The sequence below is a fragment of the Desulfohalovibrio reitneri genome, from assembly GCF_000711295.1.
Classification (GTDB): Bacteria; Desulfobacterota; Desulfovibrionia; order Desulfovibrionales; family Desulfovibrionaceae; genus Desulfohalovibrio; species Desulfohalovibrio reitneri.
In genome coordinates this window covers 364,759-385,524 of record NZ_JOMJ01000003.1, presented here as the reverse complement: position 1 = coordinate 385,524, position 20,766 = coordinate 364,759, and the positions used below count along the sequence as shown (strand labels likewise).

Annotated in this window: 15 protein-coding genes and 1 pseudogene; 7 read left to right on the top strand and 9 right to left on the bottom strand. The window is 67.1% G+C overall.

The window, feature by feature from the left end; translation table 11 throughout:
- Positions 1 to 23 precede the first annotated feature (23 nt).
- The 5 genes and pseudogenes from N911_RS0102160 (at position 24) to N911_RS0102145 (ending at position 5,569) form a co-directional block, all read left to right on the top strand.
- Complete coding sequence (locus N911_RS0102160) at positions 24 to 1,106, top strand: HD domain-containing phosphohydrolase (protein WP_029893910.1); 1,083 nt, start codon at positions 24 to 26, stop codon at positions 1,104 to 1,106.
- An 85-nt stretch (positions 1,107 to 1,191) separates the two neighbouring features.
- Positions 1,192 to 2,457: a phosphomethylpyrimidine synthase ThiC gene (gene thiC, locus N911_RS0102155; RefSeq protein ID WP_029893908.1), complete on the top strand. Its 1,266-nt coding sequence runs from the start codon at positions 1,192 to 1,194 to the stop codon at positions 2,455 to 2,457.
- 182 nt (positions 2,458 to 2,639) lie between these two features.
- Positions 2,640 to 2,942 (top strand): annotated as a pseudogene (locus N911_RS19060) (DEAD/DEAH box helicase); the annotation flags it as partial.
- A complete protein-coding gene (locus N911_RS16525; protein ID WP_341860287.1) occupies positions 2,843 to 4,072 on the top strand; it encodes a DEAD/DEAH box helicase in 1,230 nt (409 codons plus the stop codon). The pseudogene N911_RS19060 and the gene N911_RS16525, both read left to right, overlap by 100 nt.
- A 204-nt stretch (positions 4,073 to 4,276) precedes the next feature.
- Positions 4,277 to 5,569 (top strand): EAL and HDOD domain-containing protein, encoded by a 1,293-nt coding sequence (locus N911_RS0102145; RefSeq protein ID WP_051693848.1) that lies wholly within the window; start codon positions 4,277 to 4,279, stop codon positions 5,567 to 5,569.
- Positions 5,570 to 5,669: 100 nt separating this feature from the next.
- Here the strand turns inward: N911_RS0102145 and N911_RS0102140 are convergent, their stop codons facing one another.
- The 3 genes from N911_RS0102140 to N911_RS0102130 are packed head-to-tail and all read right to left on the bottom strand — an operon-like array spanning position 5,670 to position 8,857.
- Positions 5,670 to 7,154, bottom strand: a complete 1,485-nt coding sequence (locus N911_RS0102140) for a sialidase family protein (RefSeq protein ID WP_029893904.1) — start codon at positions 7,152 to 7,154, stop codon at positions 5,670 to 5,672.
- Positions 7,154 to 8,065 carry a dihydroorotate dehydrogenase gene (locus N911_RS0102135; protein WP_029893902.1) on the bottom strand — a complete coding sequence of 304 codons (912 nt, stop codon included), beginning with the start codon at positions 8,063 to 8,065 and terminating at the stop codon, positions 7,154 to 7,156. Before N911_RS0102135 ends, N911_RS0102140 begins: the two co-directional genes overlap by 1 nt.
- Positions 8,066 to 8,857, bottom strand: coding sequence for an iron-sulfur cluster-binding protein (locus N911_RS0102130; protein ID WP_029893900.1), 792 nt, complete (start codon positions 8,855 to 8,857; stop codon positions 8,066 to 8,068). It lies immediately after the preceding gene.
- 74 nt (positions 8,858 to 8,931) lie between these two features.
- On the opposite strand from N911_RS0102130, the gene N911_RS0102125 reads away from it, so the two are divergent.
- Positions 8,932 to 10,896 carry a peptidase U32 family protein gene (locus tag N911_RS0102125; RefSeq protein WP_029893899.1) on the top strand — a complete coding sequence of 655 codons (1,965 nt, stop codon included), beginning with the start codon at positions 8,932 to 8,934 and terminating at the stop codon, positions 10,894 to 10,896.
- Positions 10,897 to 11,301: 405 nt separating this feature from the next.
- On the opposite strand, the gene N911_RS17315 is transcribed toward N911_RS0102125, so the two are convergent.
- The 6 genes from N911_RS17315 to N911_RS0102095 form a co-directional block, all read right to left on the bottom strand.
- Positions 11,302 to 12,696 carry a thioredoxin domain-containing protein gene (locus N911_RS17315; RefSeq protein ID WP_051693847.1) on the bottom strand — a complete coding sequence of 465 codons (1,395 nt, stop codon included), beginning with the start codon at positions 12,694 to 12,696 and terminating at the stop codon, positions 11,302 to 11,304.
- Between the two features lie 497 nt (positions 12,697 to 13,193).
- The gene (locus tag N911_RS0102115) at positions 13,194 to 14,348 is read right to left on the bottom strand and encodes a hypothetical protein (RefSeq protein ID WP_029893897.1); all 1,155 of its coding nucleotides are present in this window, start codon (positions 14,346 to 14,348) and stop codon (positions 13,194 to 13,196) included.
- A gap of 24 nt (positions 14,349 to 14,372) precedes the next feature.
- Entirely contained in the window at positions 14,373 to 16,463 is a 2,091-nt protein-coding gene (gene sucD / locus N911_RS0102110) for a succinate--CoA ligase subunit alpha (protein WP_029893895.1), read from the bottom strand.
- A gap of 96 nt (positions 16,464 to 16,559) precedes the next feature.
- A complete protein-coding gene (locus N911_RS0102105; RefSeq protein ID WP_029893893.1) occupies positions 16,560 to 16,988 on the bottom strand; it encodes an FKBP-type peptidyl-prolyl cis-trans isomerase in 429 nt (142 codons plus the stop codon).
- Between the two features lie 101 nt (positions 16,989 to 17,089).
- Complete coding sequence (locus N911_RS0102100) at positions 17,090 to 19,342, bottom strand: ATP-binding protein (RefSeq protein ID WP_051693845.1); 2,253 nt, start codon at positions 19,340 to 19,342, stop codon at positions 17,090 to 17,092.
- A complete protein-coding gene (locus N911_RS0102095; protein WP_081859025.1) occupies positions 19,335 to 19,952 on the bottom strand; it encodes a biliverdin-producing heme oxygenase in 618 nt (205 codons plus the stop codon). The genes N911_RS0102100 and N911_RS0102095 overlap by 8 nt, the downstream gene beginning before the upstream one ends.
- Before the next feature lie 78 nt (positions 19,953 to 20,030).
- Between N911_RS0102095 and N911_RS0102090 the strand changes: the two genes are divergently transcribed.
- Positions 20,031 to 20,756 carry a lipid-binding SYLF domain-containing protein gene (locus N911_RS0102090; RefSeq protein ID WP_029893886.1) on the top strand — a complete coding sequence of 242 codons (726 nt, stop codon included), beginning with the start codon at positions 20,031 to 20,033 and terminating at the stop codon, positions 20,754 to 20,756.
- The last annotated feature ends 10 nt before the right edge of the window (positions 20,757 to 20,766 follow it).

Genomic DNA, 20,766 nt, shown 5'->3' with positions numbered 1-20,766 from the left:
CGCAGCATTCCGGGAGGGGGTTCATGAACGGAGATACGGCCCGAGTACTGGTCGTGGACGACGACCTGCTCAACCGCAAGGTTCTCGAGGGCATGCTGACCGGGCTGGGGCACGAGGTGGTCACGGCCGCCAGCGGCACCGAGTGTTTCGAAAAGCTGGACGAGAGCGTGGACCTGGTCTGCCTGGACGTGATGATGCCGGGCCTGGACGGTTTCGCCTGCACCCGCGCCATCCGCGAGGATCCGCACCACGGGGACCTGCCGGTGCTCATCATGACCACCCTCTCCAGCCGCGAGGACCGGCTCAAGGCTGTGGAGGCCGGAGCCAACGACTTCATCTCCAAGCCCATCGACCTCATGGAGGTCCGCGTCCGCACCGAGTCGCTGTTGCGCATGAAGCGCTCCCGCGACGAGGTGCGCCGCTACCAGGAGCAGCTCGAGGATATGGTCCAGGTGCGCACAGAGGCCCTGCAACTGGCCGTCGAAAATCTCAAGGAGCAGCAGCGGCACACCCTCTCGGCCCACCAGGAGGCCATCCACTGCCTCTGCTCCGCGGCCGAGTTCAAGGACACGGAGACCGCCCATCACATCGTGCGCATCGGCCACATGTGCGGGGTGCTCGCCGAGGCCATGGGACTGCCAGCGGACGAGGCCGAGACCCTGCGCCACGCCGCTCCCATGCATGACGTGGGCAAGATCGGCGTGCCAGACGCCATCCTCCTCAAGCCTGGCCCCCTCTCCCCCGAGGAATGGGACGTCATGCGGGACCACGCCCGCATCGGGGCCAAAATCCTGAGCGGCGCCACCTCCAGCCTGCTGGAGACCGGCTCCCTCGTCGCCCTGACCCACCACGAGAAATGGGACGGCAGCGGCTATCCCCAGGGACTGGCCGGGGAGAACATCCCCATGTGCGGCCGCATCACCGCCCTGGCCGATGTATTCGACGCCCTGACTTCGGCGCGCCCCTACAAGGAACCGTTCTCCGTGGAAAAGGCGTTGGACATCATGGCCGAGGGGCGGGGCAGCCACTTCGATCCCACCCTGTACGACGTATTCACGGCCAACATCGACCAAATCCTGCGCATAAAAGACGATTTCCGCGACTGATCCTCGCGGCTGGACGGGATTGCCACCGGCCTCGCACCGGGGTATTATCCCCGCCTTTGCAAATCAATCAGCCGCGAGGAACCCCATGTCCATACTCCGCACCAACGCCGCCCTGGCCGAGCTTGCCCAGCGGTGGCTGCCCGAACTCTGCCCACTGGAAGGACTCGCCCCCCGGGAAGCATCCAAGGCCATCGAAGCCGGGACCATGGTTCTGCTGGGCAACCCCGCCCACCCGGACCTGCGCCCCTGCTTCATCGGCCAGCCCTCCAGGGTGAAGGTCAACGCCAACATCGGCACCTCGCCCCTGGCCTCGGACGCCGAGGCGGAGGCCGAAAAGCTGCGAGCCGCCTACGACGCCGGGGCCGACGCGGTCATGGACCTGTCCACCGCGGGCGACCTGGACGCCATTCGCCTGGGCATGCTCCGCGCCACTCCCCTGCCCCTGGGCACGGTGCCCATCTACGCCGCGGTGCAGCCGCTGCTGGACTCCGGCGGGGACGCGGCCGATCTTTCCCCGGATGACCTGCTGGCCGAAATCGAGAAGGAAGCCAAACAGGGCGTGGACTTCATGACCGTGCACTGCGGCGTCACCCGCGAGGGCGCGGCCGCGGCAGAGGACCGGCTCTGCGGCGTGGTCTCGCGCGGCGGCTCCATCCTGGCCCGCTGGATGCGCGCCCACGGCCGGGAGAACCCCCTCTTCGAACGCTACGACGAGATTCTGGAAGTCGCCCGCGAGCACAACGTCACCCTCTCGCTGGGCGACGGCCTGCGCCCCGGCGCGGGGCACGACGCGGGCGACGCCGCCCAGACCCTTGAGGTCATCGCCCTGGGCCGCCTGCAGGCCCGCGCCCTGGAGTACGGGGTGCAGTGCATGATCGAGGGGCCGGGCCATGTGCCCCTGCAAGAGGTGGAGGCGCAGGTGCGCACCATCAAGCGGCTGACCAACAACGCCCCGCTTTACGTCCTCGGCCCCCTGTGCACCGACTCAGCCCCCGGCTACGACCACATCGCCGGAGCCATCGGCGGAGCCACCGGGGTGCGCGCCGGAGTGGACTTCCTTTGCTACCTGACCCCGGCCGAACACCTCACCCTGCCCGACGCCTCGGACGTGCGGCAGGGCGTCATGGCCTCCCGCGTGGCCGCCCAGGTGGGCGAGGTGGCCCTGGGCCGCCCGGCCGCCGTGGAGCGCGACCGGGCCATCTCCGCCGCCCGCAAGGCGCTGGACTGGGACGGCATGGCCTCCCTGGCCCTGGACCCCGAGATGGTCCGCAAGCGCCGCGAGGCGCACGCCCAGGAGAAGGAGTGCGCCATGTGCGGCAAATTCTGCGCCTTCAAAATGCAGCAGCCGTAGAGGCGACTTGGTCGGAGCTGTAGAGGAAGCGCGGCAGAACGAAAATTGGCGAGGAGCTTGACTTCCGCTGGCGGGAGATTAGTTCTCTATCTGTTCTGATGCGGAATCCGGATTGAAGGGCCCGGCGTGGTGCCGGGCCCTTTACATTGCCCGCGATTTGATGCATCAGACCCTATCTCAGCGTGACTGGACGCGCGGATTTTCTTGCCCCGGCCCCATCCGGGCCCGTTTTCCCCCCGTCCCAGAGACCTGCCAGAACATTTCCGGCCCGCCGGAACCGCGGCCGCCGTCACGCGCCGTCGCGGGATGTTCCTCTTCACCCTGGAGTCTTCGTGACCTTCGATTCTTTTTCCTTTGACCAGCGCATCAGCGCTGGCATCGCCGCTTGCGGCTTCGAAACGCCTACACCCATTCAGGAACGCGCCATCCCCGAGGTTCTGTCCGGCCGCGATGTGCTGGGCCTGGCCCAGACCGGCACCGGCAAGACCGCCGCCTTCGCCCTGCCCATCCTGCAGCGCCTCCTGGATGCCGACGCCGCCAAACGCGGCCCGCGCGCACCCTCATTCTGGCCCCCACCCGGGAACTGGCCCAGCAGATCCACGACAACTTCGTGGAGCTCGGCAAGCAGACCGGCATCCGCTGCGCCGCCGTGTTCGGGGGCGTTGGCTTCGGCCCGCAAATCAAGGCTTTCCGCCAGGCCACAGTGGTGGTTGCCTGCCCCGGCCGCCTGCTGGACCTGCTCAACCAGGGCGTTGTCGAACTGGACAAGGTGGACACCCTGGTGCTGGACGAGGCCGACCGCATGATGGACATGGGCTTCATGCCCGATATCAAGCGCATCATGGGCCGGTTGCCCAAAAAGCGGCAAAACCTGCTCTTCTCGGCCACCATGCCCAAAGACATCCGCGCCCTGGCCGACTCCATCCTCAACGACCCCGCCACGGTGCAGGTGGCCCACTCCGCGCCGGTCAAAAGCGTCAGCCACGCCTTCTACCCCGTGGCCCAGCACCTCAAGGGCAACCTGCTTGAAGCCCTGCTGGACGAGACCGAGCACGAGTCCGTGCTCATCTTCACCCGCACCAAGCACAAAGCCAAGAACCTGGCCAAGAAGCTCAGCAGCAAAGGCCGCGAGGCCACCTTCCTGCAGGGCAACATGACCCAGAATCAGCGCAAGAAGGCGCTGGACGGCTTCCGCTGCGGTCGGTTCCGGATCATGGTGGCTACCGACATCGCCGCGCGCGGCATCGACTGCGACCGCATCAGCCACGTCATCAACTTCGACGTGCCCGACACCGCCGAGACCTACACCCACCGCATCGGGCGCACCGGCCGCGCCGGCCGCACCGGCCAAGCCCTCAGCCTGGTCACGCGCGACGACCAGCGGCTGATGAGCGATATCCAGCGGGTGGTGAACAAGCGCATCGACCGCTGCCACGTGGACGGCTTCGACTATGACAAGCCCAAGCCCGCGCAGCAGCCGGGTGAGCGCCGCTTCGACGACCGCGACGGACGCCCCGGCAACAAGGGCGGGCGTCCCGGACACAAGGGCGGACGACCCGGCGGCCAGGCCAAACGCCAGCAGCAGAAGGGACGCGGCCGGCAGGCCCGCACCTAGCCTCCACACCGCGCCGGGGACGTCCTCTTCGGCGTTCCCGCCCCACCACCATAGCGATTCACGGAGGCCCGGCCGCAAGGCCGGGCCTTTTTACTCCGCCGCCCTTCAGCCGCGCCAAAAGCGCCGGCAGCCGCCGGACCTTGCAAAAAGGCCTTGTGTGAGCCATTGTCCCGTTTCGGGCCTGGGGGGTGCCCGGGAGACCATATGATTCAGCAACCGAGCGAGACAGCATACACCCCGACATTTTTCGCCCGGCAACCAATTTTCACCCGCTCGTCCGAGGTATGGGGATACGAATTCTTCTACCGCGACCGGCGGGACGCCGAGACCGCCAACATTTCCGACAGCCACTTGGCCACTCTGGAAGTGGCCGCCTCGGCCTTCATCCATCCCGACACGGGCAGGCAGCAGACCAAGTTCGGCCTGATCACCTTCGACGAGCGCTCCATCCTCGAGGACCTGCCGCTGGCCCTGCCCTCGGGCATGGCGGTCATCAAATTCGCCGAGCCGGACAGCCTCTCCCGCCAGTTGCTGGGCGCCCTGCGCCGCCTCAAGGAGGAAGGCTACCGGCTGGCCGTGGACAACTTTACGGCCGAGCAGCAGTACGGCGACCTCTACAAGCTGGCTGACGTGCTGGTGGTGGACGCCCTGGAAAACGACGACTTCGACCTCAAGCGGCTGCTGGCCGGCGCGCGCCGGTACGACGCGGATGTGCTGGCCAAACGCGTGGAGGACCGCCAGCGCTACCACGCCGTGTCGTCCATGGGCTTCGACCTCTTCGGCGGCTTTTTCTTCCAGAAGCCGGAGATCGTGCCCGGCCGCAAGCTGTCCTCCAACGAGGCCTCCCGGCTGAGCCTCTTCCGCATCCTGGAGCGAAGCGAACCGGATTTCGACGAGTTGGCCAGGATGGTGGAGACCGACGTCTCCATAAGTTACCGTCTGCTCTCCTACCTCAACTCCGCAGCCTTCTCCTTTACCCGGAAAATATCCTCCATCAAGCAGGCGGTGGTCATCCTGGGGTGGAACAAGGTCCGCAACTGGCTGCGCCTCATCATCCTCACCGACCTCGTGCCCGAGGGCAAGACGCATGAAATTCCCTACCTTTCGGCCATCCGGGGCAAATTCCTGGAACGGGTGGCTTTGGGGCAAGGCATGCCGGAGGCTACGGCCAACGAGATTTTTCTACTGGGCCTGTTCTCGCTGCTCGAGCCCATGCTGGACGCGCCCATGGATCGGATTCTCAAAAACGTCCCCCTGGATGACTCCATCAAGGCCGCCCTGTGTGGCGACGAGAACGAACACGCCCTGTGGCTGGAATTGGCCGCCTGCTTCGAAAAGGGGGATTGGGACCGTCTGGACACCCTCATGCGCGAGCTGCGGCTGGAACCGCTGGAGGTTGCCCGCGACTACTATGAGTCCCTTGTCTGGGCCAACTCCTTTTTCGGTTTCAAGCGCCGGGACGAAGCGGGCGCGGCGGAGGAAAAAGCGGAGGAGTGAGCCGGGACAACGCCGCCCGCCTCAAGACGGATGTGCCCGCGCATGGCGAATCTTGCGCGGGCACGTCCGCTTTGCGGCACTTCGCTCAGCGCCTGATGGCTCAGGCGAAGTCGTCCTCGTTGAAATGGATTCCCACCACCTTGGACGAAAAGCCGCGCCTGTACCCCTCGCCCGGCTCGACCACGTGGGTGGCGCAGAAAAAGCGGCCCGGCTCGGGCTCGCACCATCCGGAATAGCCCATGTCGCCGCCCCACACGCCGCGCTGGTTCCACAGCTCCAGCACCCGTCCGGCGGCCCAGGCGTCCGGCGGTCCCTGCTCCGGGTTCCAGTCCAGCAAGTAATCTCGCTGACGGCACGGCTCGATGACCCGCTGGCGCATGCCGCGCAGCAACCAGCGCGGCTTCTCCCCGAAGGAATCCAGAATGATCGGCCTGGCATCACGGTCCATGGCCACGCGCCGCTCCCTACGGCGGCCGTCCACACGCAGCACGACCCGCCCCGGCTCATACCAGAAATGTAGCCGCCGCGCGCCTTTCTCCAGAGGCAGACGCCGCGCACCGGAGGCCTCGGCCCGCGCGCCGTCCCGCTCCACGCGCCACCACACTCCGCCGAAGCGAACCCGCACCGCGCCGGAAAGGACCTCCGCGTCCAACTCCAGCTCAGCCCGGGCCGAGGCTGGGTCGGTCAAGGGGCGCAGGGCGTATCGCGCGCCCGCGCCGCACTCCAGAGCATCGCCAATCACAGCGCACTCCCCTCCGGCCGCTCCGTGCACCGCGAACTCCCCCAACTCGGAGAGGTCGCCCAGCCAGGCGGCCACACCCGGCTCCGGCCCCACGTCGCGGTAGGTGACGAGCAGCTTGCCCGAGGCGGTAAGGCCCACCGTGGGCCGGTGGCCGATGAGCGGGGTGGGCCGGGGATCGGACCAGGTGTGCCCCTCGTCCTCGCTGACAACGAAATACATGGGCTCGTAGACCCCGGAGTTCTCCCGCAGCAGGGCCAGGATGCGTCCGTCCGGCAGGCGGGTGAGCGATGCCTCGCAGAGCACCAGGCAGGGGTCGTGGTTGAGCACGGACAGGGGCTGGAAGGAGCGCCCCCTGTTATAGCTGAGGTAGGCCATTTGTTCGGCCGGGGCCTGGGCGATGCGCGGCTGGGCAGCTTGCCCCCGGTGGGTGTGGCCGCAGGTGAGGACTCGCTCGCCGTCCAGGGCCATGGGCCGGTCCAGCATGTCGTGGGCCAGGCCTCCCGCCTCCTGGGTGGCCCAGGTACGCCCCTCGTCCAGGGAAAGGTGCAGGCAACGCCCCGCTTCGTTGATGACGGCCAGCTCGCACGCGTCCAGCCGGGCGATACGAGGGCAGTGGGCCGCGCGGGGATGGAGAATGCGCGCCTCCCCCCAGCTCCGCCCGCCGTCCGGGCTCTCGCGCAGCAGCAGCCGCTGGCGGCGCGGAGTATGGTGCCCCTCGGTCTCGCGATAGACGCAGAGAAGCAACCCGTCCTTCAAGGCGAGCACGTCGGGAAAGCTCAGGTAGTGGCCGGGCCGGTCGTCGATGACCACGCGGCGGTCGCTGCGACCGTGCAGGCTGCGCATCAGGTTTCCAGGGAGCCCCGGTAGGCGTCCAGGCTCTCGATGCCCAGTTCGCCCGCCAGCTTTTCCAGCTCGTCCACCAAGTCGAAGGCGAAGTCCGGCCGGATGAAGTTGGCCGTGCCCACCTGGACGGCGCTGGCCCCGACCAGCATGAACTCCAGGGCGTCCTCGGCCGAGGAGATGCCGCCCAGCCCCACCACCGGCAAGGAGACGGCCCGGGCGATCTGGTACACGCAGCGCAGGGCCACCGGCTTGATGGCCGGACCTGACAGCCCGCCAACAATGTTGGCCAGGGCGGGCTTGCGGGTGCGCACGTCCACGGCCATGCCCACGAGGGTATTAATGGCCGACACCGCGTCGGCCCCGCCTTCCTCGGCCGCGCGGGCGGCCAGGGCTATGTCGTCCACGTTGGGGCTGAGCTTGATCATCACCGGCGTATTCCCGCTCCGCTTCTTGACCTCCTCGGTCACGCGATGGACCACGGAGGGGTCGCGTCCGAAGGCCGCACCGCCGCTCTTGACGTTGGGGCAGGAGACGTTGACCTCCAGGGCGGCGATGCCCTCCTCTCCGGCCAGCACCCCGGCCAGTTCGCCGAACTCCGCCTCGTCGCAGGCGTAGAGATTGGCGATGATCGCGGTCCGGTCGTGGGGCAGGCGGGGCAGTTTCTGCTTGAGAAACGCCTCCACCCCGATGTTCTGGATGCCGATGGCGTTGAGCATGCCGCAGGGGGTCTCGGCGATGCGGGGCATGGGGTTGCCCTGCCGCGGCTTGAGGGATAGCCCCTTGACCACGATGCCGCCCAGCTTGGACAGGTCGCCGTAGCGGGAAAACTCCAGGCCGTAGCCGAAGGTGCCGGAGGCGGTCAGCACGGGGTTCTTCAGCCGCAGGGGGCCGACGGAAACGGACAGGTCCATCTATTCCTCCCACTCCAACTGGTCCGCCCAGAAAACGGGGCCGCGCGTGCAGCTCTGCACCAGGCCGTCGCGCTTGTGGTGGGCGGCGCAGCCCAGGCAGGCGCCCACGCCGCAGGCCATGCGATTCTCCAGGGAAACCTGCATCCACGCGCCGTACTTCGCCGCCAGCCTGGCCGCCGTGCGCAGGAACGGGTGCGGCCCGCAGGCCAGCACCAGCCCGCCGCGCCCGGCGAATTCACTGATGCGCTCCTCCAGCAGGCTGACGAAACGCTCCAGTTCCTCGCTGGTGCGCTGGCGGAAGGTCTCGGTCTTCCAGTCGCCTTCCAGCACTGCCTGGGGGTAGGCGGTCAGGGGCAGGGTGTGGCCCAGCAGCAAATGAAGGTTTTCCGGCTTGGGATGGCGCAGGGTATAGCCGATGAATGGAGCCAGCCCCACTCCCCCAGCCAGCAGAAGGGTAGGCGTGTCGCGCTCCACGGTCAGGGAGGTGCCCAGCGGCCCCCAGATGTCCGCTTCGTCCCCGGGCTCCATCTGCGCGATGTGGGCGGTGCCCCGCCCGGCTTGGCGGATGAGCAGGCTCACCCCCTCTTCGTCGGCCCAGGCGATGGAGAACGGCCTGGCCCAGAGGGGATCGAAACGGTAGGTAAAGGGGCGGAGCATGAGGAACTGGCCGGGCGACCAGTCCGCCTCCTTCCATCCCGGCGAGGAGAGGGTCAGCAGGAACTGCCAGCCCTCCGGCTCGTCCAGGTCGGTGCGGGCCAGGACCTTGACTTGGGCTCGGGGCTTGTCAACCATTGTGCTCTCGTTTAGCGTGTCGCGCCCTCTCGCCGGACTTTCCCGGCGGGCACCTTCCGGAGGTCTCTCATACAATGAACGCAGCCACCCCGCAAATACTCGCGCCCGCGGGCGATCCCGATTCCTTCCTGGCGGCCCTGGCGGCCGGGGCGGACGCCGTGTACGCCGCGCCCAAGCATTTCAGCGCCCGCATGGAGGCGGACAACTTCGGCGTGCGCGAACTGGGACGGCTGCGCGAATTGGCCGAAAAACGCGGCGCCGAATTGCACGTCCCCCTCAACGTCATGCTCAAGCCGGACGAGGTGGAGCAGGCGGGGCGCATGCTGGCCCGGCTGAGCCGCGACGCCGCGCCCCACGCCCTCATCTTCTCCGACCCGGCCGTGCCCGCCCTGGCCCGGGCCGCGGGGTTCAAGGGGCGGCTGAACCTCTCCACCCTGGGCGCGGCCACCCATCCCGCCGCCATGGCCCAGGCCGCAAGGCTGGGCGTGGAGCGGGTCATTCTGCCGCGCGAACTGACCATCGACGAAATCCGCCAGTTCGACCAAGCCCGGCCGGAAGGAGTGGACCTTGAGGTCTTCGTGCACGGCGCGCTGTGCTACGGCGTCTCGGGCCGCTGCTGGTGGTCCAGCTTCCTGGGCGGCAAGAGCGGCCTGCGCGGGCGCTGCGTGCAGCCATGCCGCCGGTATTACTCCGGCAAGGGGGCGCAGGGCCGCCTCTTCTCCTGCCGCGACCTCTCCCTGGACGTGCTGGTGAAGCTGCTGGCCGAGACCCCTGGGGTGGCCTGCTGGAAGATCGAGGGCCGCAAGAAGGGGCCGCACTACGTCTACTACACCGTGGCCGCCTACCGCGCCCTGCGCGACGGCCAAGGCTCGGCCGACTCCAAAAAGCTGGCCATGGACCTGCTGGAACAGGCCCTTGGCCGCCCCTCCACCCACGGCTCCTTCCTCCCGCAGAAGCCGCATCCGGTGGTCACTCCGGCCACCTCCACCGCTTCCGGCCTCTTCGTGGGCAAGATCGGCAAGCCATACCAGGGCAAGGCCCCCCTCACCCCGCGTCAGCCCCTGCTCAAGGACGACCGGCTGCGGGTGGGCAGCGAGGACGAGCCCGGCCACATGACCCTGCGGGTGACGCGCAACGTGCCCAAGGGCGGCCGCTACGACATCCGGCCCAAAGACAAGATGCCCCGGCCGGGCACCCCCGTGCTGCTCATCGACCGCCGCGAGCCCGAACTTCTGGAAGCCCTGGCGGCCATGCGCAAGGAACTGGAGGCCATTCCCACGCGCAAGCCCTCCAAGAGCCCGTTCAAAGCACCCAAGCTGAAACCCGCTCCACCACCCAAACGCATGCAGCGTCTGGACGTGCACCGCCGCCCGCCCTCCGGCCGGCCGGCCGGGGAGGTCGGCATCTGGCTCAAGCCCGGCTCGCCACGGGATGTGAACCGCACCATGCGCCAGCGGCTGTGGTGGTGGATGCCCCCAGTGCTGTGGCCGGGCGAGGAGGAATGGGCCCGGCTGGCCCTGCGCGACGTCATCACCTCCGGGGCGCGGCGCATCGTGCTCAACGCCCCCTGGCAAATGGACCTGCTGCCGGAAGGCACCGAGGCCGAAGTCTGGGCCGGTCCCTTCTGCAACCTTGGCAACCCCCAGGCGGTGCAGGCCATGGCCGAACTCGGCTTCTCCGGGGCCTTCGTCTCGCCTGAGTTGCCGCGCGAGGACCTGCTGGCCATGCCCCTGGCCAGCCCCCTGCCGCTGGGGCTGGTGGTCGGCGGCATGTGGCCGCTGTGCCTCTCCCGCCACCTGGCCGACGAGGTCAAGGTCGGCATGCCCTACTTCAGCCCCAAGGGCGAACCCCTCTGGGCGCGCACCTTCGGGGAAACCACCTGGGTCTACCCCGGCTGGCCCGTGGACCTGTCCAAGGAAATCCCCGATCTGCGCCAGGCGGGCTACACCATCCTGGCCAACCTCCACGAGTCCAAACCCAAATCCGTCCCCCACGCCCAACGCATCTCGGAATTCAACTACCGGCTGAAACTGCTGTAAAAGCGGGGAAGAAGGGCTGGGGAGAATACAGGACGTCGACCGGGGTGGAAGCTCAGGGCGGCTGGGGAGGAAGGAAACCTTTTTTTCGCTTGAATAAGGTTTCCTTCCTCCCCCACACCAGCCCACCATCCTTGCAAAAAATTCGCATACCTCTCGCTTCGCTCGGGGCGAGATACTATGTGAGCCGGGGGTTTCCAGCCCAATTCCGCGTCCAACGCATGTGAAGCCGGACAGCCGGGGCATCCGTTTTAACCGGGTGGACGTGCCCCACACTCACCCAAACGCCGGGGTACTCCCGCTCGCGATCCCACCGCGCGCCATCCCGCGAATACACATGCAAAGTTACTTTGCCGCAGGGTCCAGAGGGCGCGCAGCCCCTGGTCGCCCGAAGGGCGAAATGCTTTTTTACCACAGCCCATGGCTGTGATCCTTTGCCCGGGACTTCTTTCTCCGCAGCCGGATACATCGCTGCTCTTCTTCCTCGATGATGCGGATAGCTTCCTTGTGGGAGCGCATGCCGCGCTGCATGCGGCCGTTGATGAAGAATGTCGGGGTGGAGACGACGCCAACGGACCGCCCCTCGTGGAAGTCGTTATCCACTTTGTCCTTGTGCCGTCCCTGCTCCAGGCATTCGCGAAACGGCTTGGTTTCAAGCCCCAACTCTCCGGCGACGTCCACCAGTCCGTCGAACCCGGGATAGCCGCCCAGGACGAACATCCTGTCCTGGTATTCCCAGAAGGCGTACTGCTCACGCGCGCAGAGCGCGGCCCGGGCCATGACGTCCGCGCCCCGATGCATGGGCAGGGGAAAATTCATGAACACCCAGCGAACCCGCCCCTGAAAATGCTCCTGGACCTTCTTGGCTTCCTCGTGCGCGTTCCCGCAGGCGGGACACATGTAATCGGAGAATTCAACCACCACGACCTCGGCGTCGTCGGGCCCCTTGGCCGGGCTGCCGGTCACATCCAGATTCACGCACGGCAGCGGAGGCGGGCGCATGAGTATCTCGATTTCATGATTGGCGGCCAGTTCGTCGGCGAATTCCTCGATGCGCTTGTGACACTCCTCGTCGTCTGATTCCAGTCCGCACAGGGCGTGCTCCTGGACGAGCCTGCTCAACTGGATGCCCCTCCGCTCCGCCTCCAGCCGCAAGACCTCTTCGCGTAGAAATGTGTCGAGCATGTCGCGCTTGAGGCGGAATACCTCCATCTGGTGCTGGTGAATGTCCTGAATCAGTGGCCGCTGGATTTCATCCTCGGTGATGGGGCGGCCGTCCACCTTCGCCGCCACGCCGTGATCCTCGGATTCGTATTCGCTCGATTCGTCCTCGGACTCCAGTTCCCCCTCGTTTTCAATGTTCAGCCAAACGCCTGAGACAATGTAGAAAAAGAGAGCCGTGGCCGCCGCTTCCCAGAGCATTCCGGGAGAGGCCGCAAGGGCTGCCAGCCCAACTATGGCCACAGCGTTCAGGACGCAGAAGATGCAGAATATTCGAGCCACGACCAATATGCGAACAAAGGTCAGCTCGAATCCCAGACCGGCCATGACGAACCAGAATACGAACGGGTCCGCCCAGAACACGGCCGCGAGCAAGACCACGTAGAACACCACCCCCCATACCGCCACCGGAACGGCCAGCAGCGAGAACCGGGCCGTTCGCCGGCACCCTGATCCGAACACGCTGCACAATCGGCTGACCCAGTCCACCCTGTTCTCGAGGAGCGAGAGGATGGACATGGCGAGGCCGAAGCCGATCAGCAGAAGGAAGAGAACGGCCCGCGTGGTGAATTCAAGAGTCATGACGCCCCCCTGGGAAGCGGGTTGTACACAGCGTTCCGCTCGGGACAGCCGCCAAGCACCGGACCGCTTGGCGACGGAAGCCTTTTACATGGGACACCGCTCACACGTGCATGAATTTATACCACAGGCCTTGTGAAAACTGTCAAGCAAAGAGCAAAAAGGTGTGGAATGGGAGAAGCTGTGTCAAACGCCTATGTGTCAACGGCATGAGGCCGGCGCTGGTGCGTGGGAGAACGTGGGGAAAATCCGCTTTTCCCCGCCAGAGACGCTTGGAAGGATCGGCAGGCTCCAGCCCGGCTGGGCGGCACATGAATCGGCAGCCAGGAAGCCCGGCGAGGTTTTTCCGGGTGGAAAGGCGCCAACAACAAATTCGCCGTGGTGCTCCCTGGCTTTTCACCTGCCGCCCGCCAACCCGCGAACACAAATGCAAACGTAGTTTGCTGCGGGTCCAGGGCCGCGCAGGCCCTGGTCGCCCGAAGGGCGAAATCTTTCCCTTCCTACAGCTCCCCGGCTTCTTCCAGCAGCAGCCTGGAGAGATCGCGCAGGGCCGCCCCGGCTTCCTCCAGGGAAGCCCGCCAATCCGGGAAGTCCTGGTGGCGGCGGTAGGCCCAGGTGGTCAAGTAGAGGACCTCGGCGTCGGAGAGCACCACATCTCCGGCGGCCTTGCGCACGCGGGCGGTGAGTCGTTCGCGCATCTGCTCGCGCCGGGCGATGGCCCGTTTGATTGCCGCGCCGCGCTCGTCCACCTGTTCCGGGCTGAGGTTCTCGCGGCTGTCGAACTTACGGTGGGCTTCCAGGACCATATCCGCGGCCTGCTGGTGATCGGCCACAAGGCCCATCAACTTGGGGGCCTTGGCCAGGGCATCGAAGATGCGCCCGGCTCCGTCGGCCTGGGCTGCGAAGGCGCGGAGCATGCCCCGGATGTCCGCGTCGGAGAGGGCGCGACGTTCGAATTCGCCCTCGCCCAGACGATACTCGCGCATGGCCTCCTCCGCCTGGCGCACCAGGGTGTCGGCGAACTCGGCGGAGTAGAGGTCGGCCAGGTATTCGATGAAGCCGGGCTGGAAGGCGTAGCCAAGGATTTCCTTGCGCATGGCCAGGGCGGAATCCGGTCCTCGGCCGAAGGCGTCGCGGTCCAGGCCGAAGCGCATGTTCAGCGCCTTGAAGGTCAGCCTGTTCAGGGGCTCGTCCGAAGGGTTGGCCCGGGTGCGCGGGGGCAGGTAGCGGGAGACGCAATACTCCGCCAGCTCGTCCACGAAGGAGAGGGGCACCACGGCGTCCTCGACCATCTCGCCCTGCAGGGAGGGCGGCCGCGGTGTTTCTTCCCCGGCGGCGTTTTTCCCGCCACTTGGGGCTGTTGGTTCGCGGTCTGGCTGCGGCGGCGGGGCGGGCTCATCCTGTTCCGCTTCTTCGCCAGAAGGCTGCTGGAAGGGAGCCGTGGCGTTGTCGTCAAAGGAGGGCGGGGGCAGGTCCACGCCCTCTTTTTCCAGGGTCTCGCGGGCCGTGTCAGGACGTTGCTCGGCCTCTTCGGCCATCTCCGCCCCGCTGTCCGGCTCCACGTCCACGCTCTTGCCCGCGAAGTAGAAGGCGAGGTAGCCGGCGGCCACCACGGCCAGGAGGTAGATGATGTAGGAACGCTTTATTCGCGCCATGGTGTCCTCGCTCGCAAGTTCGGTTCACTCGAGCAGCCCGGCCATGACGCCGGGAATGCTCTCCAGGTCCGGGCACAATTCGACACCCGCCGAGCGCAGTGCGTGGATCTTGCTCGCCACCTCGCCGCTCGACTCCTCCAGAATGGCCCCGGCGTGGCCCAGGCGACGGCCCGGCGGGGCTGTGACCCCGGCCAGGAAGGCGGCCAGGGGCTTGGCGAAGCCGGTGCGCAGCACGTGCTCGGCCAGCCGCTCCTCGGCCCGGCCTCCGATTTCGCCTAGAAGCAGTACCGCGTCAGTTTCCCCGTCATCGGCCAGCATGTCCAGGGCTTCGGCGAATCCGCCGCCCACGAAGGGGTCGCCGCCGATGCCCAGGGCCAGGCTTTGCCCGATGCCCGCGCGGGAGAGCCGGGCGGCCGCCTCGTAGGTAAGGGTTCCGCTGCGGGAGAGGATGGCCACGCGCCCGGGGGTGAAGGGGTCCACGGGCATGATGCCCGCCTTGGCCCGGCCGGGGGCGATGACGCCGGGGGTGTTGGGGCCGATGAGCCGCGTGCCGAGTCGCTCGAGTTTGGGGAGAAGGCGCAGCATCTCCTGCTGGGCCACGCCCTCGGTGATGCAGACCACCCAGGGAACCCCGGCGCGGGCGGCCTCCAGAATGGCGTCCGGGGCGAAGGAGGCTGGCACGAAGACCACGGAGAGTTCCACGTCGTGCTCGCGCACGGCCTCTTCCACCGAGTCGTGGACCGGCAGGCCGTGCACGGTCTGTCCGCCCTTGAAGGGCGTCACCCCGCCCACGACGTTGGTGCCGTAATCCAGCATGCGGCGGGTGTGGCCAGCGGCGACCTTGCCGGTGATACCCTGCACCAGCACCCGGGTCTCCCCGGTGAGGCGCAGCGCGTCGGGCTGTGAACGCTCCCCCGTGTCCAGGACCACGGGCAAGGCGGCCCCGGGATTGGCCTCGTCCTCCGCGCCGGGGGCTGGTCCGTTCCATTGCACCCGGGGCCCCATGTTGCCGAGCAGCTCCAGGGCGCTGGGCATGGTTTCCGCCGGGTGGATGCCCTTGAGGTCCAGGTCGGCCAGCAGTCGCCTGCCCTCCTCTGCCCCATTGCCTGCCATGCGGACCACCAGTGGCTTTTCCGGCGCTCGGCCGTCCAGGGCGCTTTGCAGGGCGCGGGCCACGTCGGCGCAGGAAAGGATGCCGCCGTACAGGTTGATGAACACCGCCCGCACCCGGGTGTCGCCAAAGAGCAGGTCCAGCCCCCGGCGCATGCGGGCCACGTCGGCCGCGCCTCCCAGGTCCAGGAAGTTGGCCGCGGGCAGCCCGGCCAGGTTGAGGGTGTCCATGGTGGCCATGGCCAAGCCGGCGCCGTTGGCCAGCAGCCCCACCCAGCCGTCCAGGCCCACGTAGGCCAGTCCGGCGGCGCGCGCCTCGCTTTCCTCCGGGGTGTGGTGCAGGGGTTCGAAGAACCGCTCCAGCTCCGGGTCGGCGGCCAGGGAGGCGTCGTCGATTTCCACCTTGCCGTCCAGGCAGAGGAAGGACCCGTCCGGCGTGACGGCCAGGGGATTGATCTCCGCCAGCAGCAGTCCCCGATCGCGCACCGCTTCGAACAGCCGCCCCACCAGGGCGGCGAAGTCGCGGAACATGTGGGGGGGAAGGCCGAGGGCGAAGAAGGCGGCCCGCACCTGATGCGGCGATGGACCGTCCGGCAGATCGATGTCCTGCACCAGAGTGCGGGAGTCGTCCGCGGACTCCACATCCACCCCGCCCGCGCCGCGCACGGCCAGGACCAGCCCGCCGCGCTCGCGCGAGACCGCGAAGGAAAGGTACAGTTCCCGGTCGATGTCCGACCGGGGTTCCAGGCGGACCAGCCGGGTGGGCTTGCCGCCGATGCGAAGGCCCCACAACCGGTCAAGGGCGGGTTCCAGATCCTCCGCCCTCTCCACCGCCACCACTCCGCCCGCCTTGCCGCGTCCGCCCGCCAGCACCTGGGACTTGGCCACCCAGGGAGGATCAAACGGAACGGCCGGCCGCTCATCCGCGCTGAGCAGAACGCCCCGGGGCACGGGCAGTCCGGCCTCGCGGAAGAGGGCCTTGCTGCGGTGCTCGTCCAGCAGCATGCGACCTCCTTGCTTCCAGGCCGCAGACACTACATGAAAAAGGCCCGCCCCGGAAGCCTTCCGGGACGGGCCTTTCGAGCCGTATGGAAAACGAGGCTACTCGATCTCTTGCAGCGTGATCTCGAAGGTGAGGTTCTGCCCCGCGAGGGGGTGGTTGGCGTCGAGGGTGATCTCCTCTTCGCCGATCTCGGTGACCACCACGTGGGCGGGCTCGCCGGTCTCGGTGGTGAACTGCAGCATCATGCCCACTTCGGGCTGGATGTGCTCGGGAATCTGTTCCTTGGAGATATTGGCGCTGAGGCCTTCCTGATAATTGCCGTAGCCATCTTCCGGGCCAAAGCTGATGGTGGTGGATTCGCCTTCCTCAAGGCCCACCACAGCATTCTCGAACCCGGGGATGACCATCTGGTCGCCCACCTTGAACTCCAGGGGCTCGCGGCCCTCGGAGGAATCGAACACGGTGCCGTCATCCAGCTTGCCGGTATAATGGACCTTGACCTTGTCGCCTTCTTTGGCCTGGGCCATGGGAAAAACTCCTTGTCTTGTTCTTGGAAAAACCTGCCTCGAATTGGTAAGCGACTCTAGCTGAGCGCCTCAATGTTGTCTAATGCCCCAAAACGGGGTTGTCACCCCCCGCAAAGGGGTAAATTGAAGTAAAATGTGGTTTCTTCCCCGGGTTCGGACTCCACTTTGATGGAACTTTCGTGCCGTTCCAGTATCTTGGCCACCATGGCCAAACCGGAACCAGTGCCGCCGCCCCACTCCTCGCGGCCGTGCAACCGCTTGAACATGCCGAAAATGTCGCCGTGGTGCTCTTGCTCGATGCCGATGCCGTTGTCGCGGACGTACAGCCAAGCTTCACCGTTCGATTCGTCGGCGCCAAGCTTGATCCACTTTTCGGCCTTGTCATTGTATTTGAGGGCATTGGAAATCAGGTTGTTGTAGACCTCGCCGATCTTGACCGGATCGCAGCTGACACACGGCAAGGGCTCTGGAATCCGCACCTCGAAGCCCTTCCGCTCGACCGAGGTCCGCAGAAGCTCGAGGACGTTCTCCACAACCTCGTTCAGGTCGCACTCCTGGACACGAAGCTCCGTCCGCCCCATGCGCGAATATTCCAGCAGGGCGTCCATCAGTCCCGTCATGCGCTCCGAGAGCCCCTTGATGCGCTCCAGCTTGTGGATCCCTTTCTCGTCCAGCTTGTCTCCGTGGTCGCGCAGAAGGGTCTTGGAATGGAACTGCAGGCCGCGAAGCGGCTCCTTGAGGTCATGGGAGACCACATAGGCGAAGGAGTCCATCTCCGCGTTCTTCTCCCGCAAGCGCTCGTTGACCAGCCGCAGTTCCCGGTTGGCCCGGGTGATGGCTTCGTCCACCAGGTTCACCCGCAACCTGGAGGCGGCCTCCTCCTCGGCCCGGCTCCAAGGCTCGGCCCGCCCGCGCACCTCCTGCTTCCACAACTCGAAGGATGTGCGGGGATGCAGGACCAGGCCGGACTCCCCCTCTTTCGCCCGGACCGGTTTCTCCGGGTTGCCGCCCCAGGAGACGACGCGCGCCCGCTCCGGACGCAGCCAGAGCACGTACTCGTGCCGGTCGCGGTTTATGGCCCCGGCCAGCACGCCGCAGGCGGTCTCTTGAATGTCCTCGAACCCGGGCAGGTCCTCGGGCAGGGACTGGCTGGCCCACAGCCCGCCGGTGTCGCGCTCGGCTATGGCCGCGGCCAGCTCGCGCAGCCGCTTCTCTGGCGGCAGCGGTCCGAGGCCGCGCACTTCACCGCGCCAGATGACGGCCACCGCCTCGGCCCCGGCCACGTCGCGCAGATCCGGGCTGCCGGTGAGCAGGGCTTCAAGGAAATCATCGGCTTGCTGCATCCGCCCAGTCAGTTCCCGACGCAGGGAGTCCTTCTCGCGCAGGGCGTCGTACTCGCGCATGGCCTCCCGCTCGGAAATGAGCAGGGCCACGCTGTCGCCCACCAACTCGCACGCGCGTCGCAGTTCATAGGAGGGATAGCGGGGGCTCCGGTGGTCATGCAGGGCGATGATGCCCCACAGTGTCTCCCGGCGGTTGAGGGCGATGGACATGGAGGCCGTCACCCCCATGTTGCCCAGGTATTCGCGGTGGATGGGCGAGACGCTGCGCAGCCCCACCAGGGAGAGGTCCAGCGGCTCGCCGGTGAGCGGATTCCCCCCCGGGACCAGGTGGGCGGGCTGGTAGGCACTGTCCGCGATGAGGCGCACCTTGTTCAGGGAGTACAGGGCCCTGGCCTGTTTGGGGATGTCCGATGCCGGATAGCGCAGCCCCAGATAGGGCGTCAGGTGATCCGCCTTGTCCTCCGCCACCACCTGCCCGTTCCACTCCTTGTCGAAGCGGTAGACCATGACCCGCTCGAAGCCGGTCAGGTCCCGCACCACGCACACCGCCGCCTCGAAGAGGTCTTGCAGGCCCTCGGTCCGCTGCAAATCGGCCATGGCCAGACGGATGCGGCGGGCCAATTCAATCGCGTCCCGGTCGCGCGAGGGCTCCAACTCGGCCAGCAGGAGCCCCTGGGAGCGGTGCAGGGCCAGGTCGTAGGGCGCGTCGTCCGCGGCCAGCCGGACCCGCATGGGGTTGGCTCGCTCCAGGTCGTCCTCGGCCAGGGCGCGATGCAGGCCATCCGTCTCATCCAACAACTCTTCGAAGCCGGTCCCGAGCAGGTCCTTCGCTTCCTTCCCCAGAAAATCCTGGACGTTATCCGAAACCACAGCGATTGTCAGGTCCGGTTCGCGCAGGGCCAGAAAAAGACCGTGAGGCTGGATGGCTCCGGGAATGTGGATGGGCTCGCGCTCGCAGGAGGACAGGTCCACCTCGCGGCCGGCGTCGTCGATGTATGTCCCCTCAGCCACTCGTTCCTCCAAGCCAGTCGTTCACCAACTCGAAGCCCCGCCGGGCGGAATCCACGAACCGGCGGCGATGGCCGGCATCGGGCAGCAGTCCGGCCGCTTCCCGGCGAAAGGACCGCCACATGGGAGCCACGTCCGCACCGGCGGAATCGAAATAGGCGCATCCGCGTCCGGCGAGACCGAGGCTTTCCCTGGTCGCGGCGGCCAGCACCTTGCCGCCCAGCCTGGATCCTTCCAGGATATAGAGCACGCCAAGGGCCTCGGAGGGCTCGTTCATCGTGGGCAGGCTCTCGCAGCGGGGCAGGGCGTCGATCTCCGCCCGCGACAGGCCCAGAAAAAGCAGGTCGTCCTCAAGATGGGAAAGCCGCCGCCTGGAGGACAACTCCATCAGCCCCTCCAGCGCCCGGCCAACTGTCCGCTCGGCGGGTGCCACGAACCCGTGCAGGCGGGCCAGGGCATCGCGGTATTCCTCCAGACCGGCGGTCTTGTCCCGCACCCGCGACAAGGGGCTGTGGTATTCTGCCCGGTCGTGCAGGTCCATGACCGCCTCGCGCACCACACTGAACAGTCCGTCAACATCACCAGGGACTTGCGATTCGATATGACACGGCATTGCCCTTCCCTACCTGAATCAACCGTTGGTGTATACGAGGCTCTTTCCCTGTCCGGCCGCAGGCTGTAGTATGCAGTCATGATCATAATTCCGCGTCGAATCCGCTCGCCGCTGCCGCTGTTGCTGGCGGTCCTTCTCCTGGCCGCCTGCTCCGCCAAGAACTCCGGAACCCCGCCGCCCGAGCCGGAGATTCCGCCGCATCTGGCCGACGTGCTGGAGCAATCCGCACTGGCCGTGGAACGGCTGGCGGCCAAGCCGGAAAACGCCGCCCTGGCCGAACTGCTGCCCAACGCGCGCGCCGTGATGGTATTCCCGGAAGTCACCGGCGCGGGCATCGTTTTCCAAGGCGGCTCGGGCCGGGGTGTACTCACGGCGCGAGTCGGGGTGGACGGCGGCTTCGGCCCGCCGGTATTCTACAAGCTCACCTGGCTGGGCGCGGGCGTGCAAGCCGGGTTCAGCAAGACATCCCTGCTCTATCTCGTCATGGACGACGACACCCTGGACGGACTGGTGGAAAACTCCATGGACCTGGGAGCTGACGTGCGTCAGGTGAGCGGCGAGGAGATGGCCCGCGACCAGGTGGCCCTGAGCGAGGCCCTGGGCGGGGTGGTGCTCTTCACCGACGCCACCGGATACGAGCTGGGCGCGCAGGTCAAGACGCAGCTGATCACGGCCTCCCGCAGCGGTGTTCGCCAGTCCTATGGGGACAACGCCACCATGCGCGGAGTGGCGCTGGGCCACGGCGCGGCCGTGCCCGGGTCCGCCCGCCCGCTGATGCGCGCCCTCCGCGCGGCCTCGGAGTAAGCGGCACGCT

Excerpts from the sequence above, each read along its gene's own strand:
- N911_RS17315 (WP_051693847.1), bottom strand. The coding sequence starts at position 12,696 with ATGACTCTTGAATTCACCACGCGGGCCGTTCTCTTCCTTCTGCTGATC.
- N911_RS0102090 (WP_029893886.1), top strand. The coding sequence starts at position 20,031 with ATGATCATAATTCCGCGTCGAATCCGCTCGCCGCTGCCGCTGTTGCTG.
- thiC (WP_029893908.1), top strand. The coding sequence starts at position 1,192 with ATGTCCATACTCCGCACCAACGCCGCCCTGGCCGAGCTTGCCCAGCGG.
- N911_RS0102105 (WP_029893893.1), bottom strand. The coding sequence starts at position 16,988 with ATGGCCCAGGCCAAAGAAGGCGACAAGGTCAAGGTCCATTATACCGGC.
- N911_RS0102160 (WP_029893910.1), top strand. The coding sequence starts at position 24 with ATGAACGGAGATACGGCCCGAGTACTGGTCGTGGACGACGACCTGCTC.
- N911_RS0102140 (WP_029893904.1), bottom strand. The coding sequence starts at position 7,154 with ATGCGCAGCCTGCACGGTCGCAGCGACCGCCGCGTGGTCATCGACGAC.
- sucD (WP_029893895.1), bottom strand. The coding sequence starts at position 16,463 with ATGCTGCTGGACGAGCACCGCAGCAAGGCCCTCTTCCGCGAGGCCGGA.
- N911_RS0102145 (WP_051693848.1), top strand. The coding sequence starts at position 4,277 with ATGATTCAGCAACCGAGCGAGACAGCATACACCCCGACATTTTTCGCC.
- N911_RS0102130 (WP_029893900.1), bottom strand. The coding sequence starts at position 8,857 with ATGGTTGACAAGCCCCGAGCCCAAGTCAAGGTCCTGGCCCGCACCGAC.
- N911_RS0102115 (WP_029893897.1), bottom strand. The coding sequence starts at position 14,348 with ATGGCGCGAATAAAGCGTTCCTACATCATCTACCTCCTGGCCGTGGTG.
- N911_RS0102095 (WP_081859025.1), bottom strand. The coding sequence starts at position 19,952 with ATGCCGTGTCATATCGAATCGCAAGTCCCTGGTGATGTTGACGGACTG.
- N911_RS0102125 (WP_029893899.1), top strand. The coding sequence starts at position 8,932 with ATGAACGCAGCCACCCCGCAAATACTCGCGCCCGCGGGCGATCCCGAT.
- N911_RS0102135 (WP_029893902.1), bottom strand. The coding sequence starts at position 8,065 with ATGGACCTGTCCGTTTCCGTCGGCCCCCTGCGGCTGAAGAACCCCGTG.